Origin of the sequence: Algoriphagus sp. AK58 (assembly GCF_014324365.1) — a bacterium.
Taxonomy (GTDB): domain Bacteria; phylum Bacteroidota; class Bacteroidia; order Cytophagales; family Cyclobacteriaceae; genus Algoriphagus.
The window spans coordinates 1-3,185 of record NZ_QEIG01000045.1; the positions used below are offsets into that span (position 1 = coordinate 1).

Consider the following 3,185-nt stretch of genomic DNA (forward strand, 5'->3'; position numbering starts at 1 on the left):
GTTGTTTGAATATCGATATCGTTTTTTTGTATGTTGTGGTGTGTTTTTTTTTTTTCTGATTGTCAGGGGATAGGTATATCTTTTGGGACGTGAAAGATTAACCTTTAATACGACAGAATCTCGTTCAGTTTTTTTTTGATTAACTCCAGATCATGCTCGAGTTTGTCCGCTTTTTCCTTTTGAACCATGTACTTTTCTTTCCATCCATCTCTGCTCTTAATGAGTTCCTTGCGTCGCTTATTTAATTCTTTGTTCTCCAGTCTTCTTGAAATAGCTCTTTCTTTCCAACTTGTACTGTCATCTTCCATAGGTCAATAAATTTAGACAATGGAATATAATAAAATGGGGTGTAAAATATTGAATTTTAAATCAAATATTTTACACCCCACCTGACAGGTTTTCAAAACCTGTCAGGTCTCAACTAAGTGGAATCTCTATTTTAGCCACTCTTTCTTTCACCCTTTCTCCAAGATATGCCATATTCTGGCTTAACATGCCGTATTTTTCTTTTAATCGGGAAAAATGATCGAGAATCTTTTTCAACTCGGCCATACAGGCTTCAGGATTGTTTCCAAAATTGTGGGGATGCCACCAGAGGTGATAAACTTCTCCAAGCTGCGCGGCTTTTTCCATTTCATTTAATATCCGTGTAAGTCTGACAGAATTAAAAAGTGAATTACCGTTGGAATGGGGTCTCAAAATCCGGGAAGCAGGTAAGATAATCGGTTCTTCCCTGATCCAGTTGATTTCCTCAAAAGGGTAGGAGGTTCGGCTGCCCACGGGGAAAAAACAATCTGCGGACCGAAACCACTTCTTACTCTGATCTTCGTGTTGGGTCTCCTGCCAAAACCAGTTTTTGGGATTTCCTCTTACAAAATCGAATCCCTCCTCCAGACAGATTTTTAGGTAAAGTTCATTGATATGGTTTCGGGGAAATACCAAGGATCTTAAACTCACCCCAAATTTCTCCCGGGCAATTTTTTGAGAAGCCTGAAGGTCTTCCCGAAACTGCTCGGGACTTTGTCCTCGCATCAAGGTGTAATAATGCGCAAAAGAGTGGGACCCCAGTTCCTGATGTGGAGTCTCCAGAATCTTTTGGATAAGCTCTGGAGCAAAATGAACCTCCGGCCGTATGCCATTCACTTTGGCCCAATGGTAAGCCGAGTATTTTTTTTCCCGATAGGAGGGAAGAAAAGAAGGGGAATACTGTTTCCATTCCTCTTCGTTTTCCGCGAAAAGCATCCCTACCGTGGCCCAAGTCACCTGAATCTGGTTTCGTCCAAAAAGCTCCAGCATCTCAGGAATGATCCTTCGGGTATTGGAAAAATACTCCGGTTTATAACGGGTACCCACTTTGTCAAAAATACCCCATAAAAGCTCGAAGTCTAGGCTAATGGTAAGGGTTCCGGGCATAGGGAGGGATTTTTAATGAAAGGCTTAATTTAAATTTTATTTGGTCATTTGGTACGGTTATCAAGTTGTCACGGTTATCCAGTAATCGGCTTCGCGCCTGCCTACCGGAGGTTGGTTGTCGAGGTTATCACGTTGTCCAGTTGTAAGAGATAACAGCCGTAGGCGGACAACCTGATAACAGCGTTAGCGGATAACATGACAACAGCCGTAGGCGGATAACAGCTTCAGCAGACAACACGACAACAGTCGCAGGCGGACAACCTGACAACACCATCAATTCAAACCATTTGTTTTTCCTGCTCCGCCAACTCCCGATTCCTTCGTTCCTCTTCTACAATCCGGTTATAAATCTCTGCGCGTTTTTTGATTCTATTGGTTTTTTCCCAGTCCATAAAGGCCACGATCACAAAGAGCATGTAGTACATGATTTGGGATTTTTGGCGAATGATAATACCCAAATTGGACATGACATAAGTCATGGATACCGAAATGGAGAAGAATACGATGGCAGACATTTTTACCATCGCAGGGGCCACCCGGATATAATCGATAAAACTTTTCTTAAATATCCGGCTGAACATGTAGATATACAGCGCATTTTCGAAGGAAACCGCTATGCCTAGAATATTGGGAGAATCGATAAACAAGGGTCTAAACCAGAAGGTGAAGAGTTTCATGGGGAGGCTGTAGCTTGACATATCTACACCAGAACCTGCCGATTGAAGTCTTTGGGCATTCAAGGCCGATTCTTCCTCAAAGCTTGCCACCACGTTATTGGGATCATAGCCCAAATAGATGAGCAGTTTGTCATAGACCAAAATACTGATCACAATTCCCGCCAATGCGGCAAGGTATTTTTGGTAAGCAGGTACTTTTTCACGACCTAGGATAAAACCTACTCCCATCCCGATCATCACCGCAAAAAGAATGTGTGGCCGTATCATGTAACAGATAAAAGCTCCCAAAACGATATGGAAAATCCGCTTTCCGGGCCAGGAAAGCCCATAAGTCAAAAAGCCCAAGCCTGCAAAGATGTAAGCTCCTTTTCCAAGAGATGCAGTCCAAAAGTGCATATTGGGCAGAAACATAAAGATCGTGATGGCATCCCAACCTTCAAATTTCGGGTTAAACTTCAGGTTTTCTTTAAAAAAGCAATAGAAATAGACAAAGCCCCAAAAACCAACCCAAGTGCTGAAAAACATCATCATGTCGTAATTGAATCCCAGCCATTTGGCAAAGGGATAATTCACCCATTCGATGAATAGTGTGCCTGGTTCGAAGGTATCAAACCAGTTTGAGTACCATTTATGGCTATTGTAATAACTAACTGAATCAGAGCGATTAAACTGTGCGTAGGTCCAATAGACTAAGCCAAAAAGCATATGGTACCAATACATTTGGTTGAGCAAGCCTGCCTTAAGCCATTTGTGTTCCGTTTGAATGGCGTTGAGGATTGGCTGCGAGGCAAAAAAGAGGAAGATGACAAGAAAAGCAGCTCCGAGCACTTTTTGGGAATTTTAGGATTAAAGTAAGAGATTTTTCGGGAATTTGCCGGAAAACTAGCGTCTGAAAATTTCCATTCCTTCCGTTCCTCCGTTCCTCCACATTTGCAATGTCGAGGTCTTGTTACAGGATTTGCAATCCGACAACTCAGCTACCTCCTTTTTTCGCCTCCGTGAGTGTCCTCACTCACGGCAAACTACCAAGTTGTCCTGCTTCTCCAGAAGCTGGACTCGATCTGTCGACAACTGGACAACCCGACAACAGGACAA

The 3,185-nt window shown here is 42.7% G+C and carries 3 protein-coding genes; all 3 read right to left on the minus strand.

All coding sequences use genetic code 11. The features are described 5' to 3' along the window. Positions 1 to 104: 104 nt before the first annotated feature. Positions 105 to 308 carry a hypothetical protein gene (locus tag DDT91_RS20330; protein ID WP_111395181.1) on the minus strand — a complete coding sequence of 68 codons (204 nt, stop codon included), beginning with the start codon at positions 306 to 308 and terminating at the stop codon, positions 105 to 107. A gap of 109 nt (positions 309 to 417) precedes the next feature. Further along, on the minus strand, positions 418 to 1,413 hold the full coding sequence (locus DDT91_RS20335; protein WP_187178039.1) for a polysaccharide deacetylase family protein: 996 nt from the start codon (positions 1,411 to 1,413) through the stop codon (positions 418 to 420). A gap of 278 nt (positions 1,414 to 1,691) precedes the next feature. Beyond that, positions 1,692 to 2,918 carry a hypothetical protein gene (locus DDT91_RS20340; RefSeq protein ID WP_187178040.1) on the minus strand — a complete coding sequence of 409 codons (1,227 nt, stop codon included), beginning with the start codon at positions 2,916 to 2,918 and terminating at the stop codon, positions 1,692 to 1,694. Positions 2,919 to 3,185 lie beyond the last annotated feature (267 nt).

Coding starts and splice junctions, on each gene's coding strand:
- DDT91_RS20330 (WP_111395181.1), bottom strand. CDS start 308: ATGGAAGATGACAGTACAAGTTGGAAAGAAAGAGCTATTTCAAGAAGA.
- DDT91_RS20335 (WP_187178039.1), bottom strand. CDS start 1,413: ATGCCCGGAACCCTTACCATTAGCCTAGACTTCGAGCTTTTATGGGGT.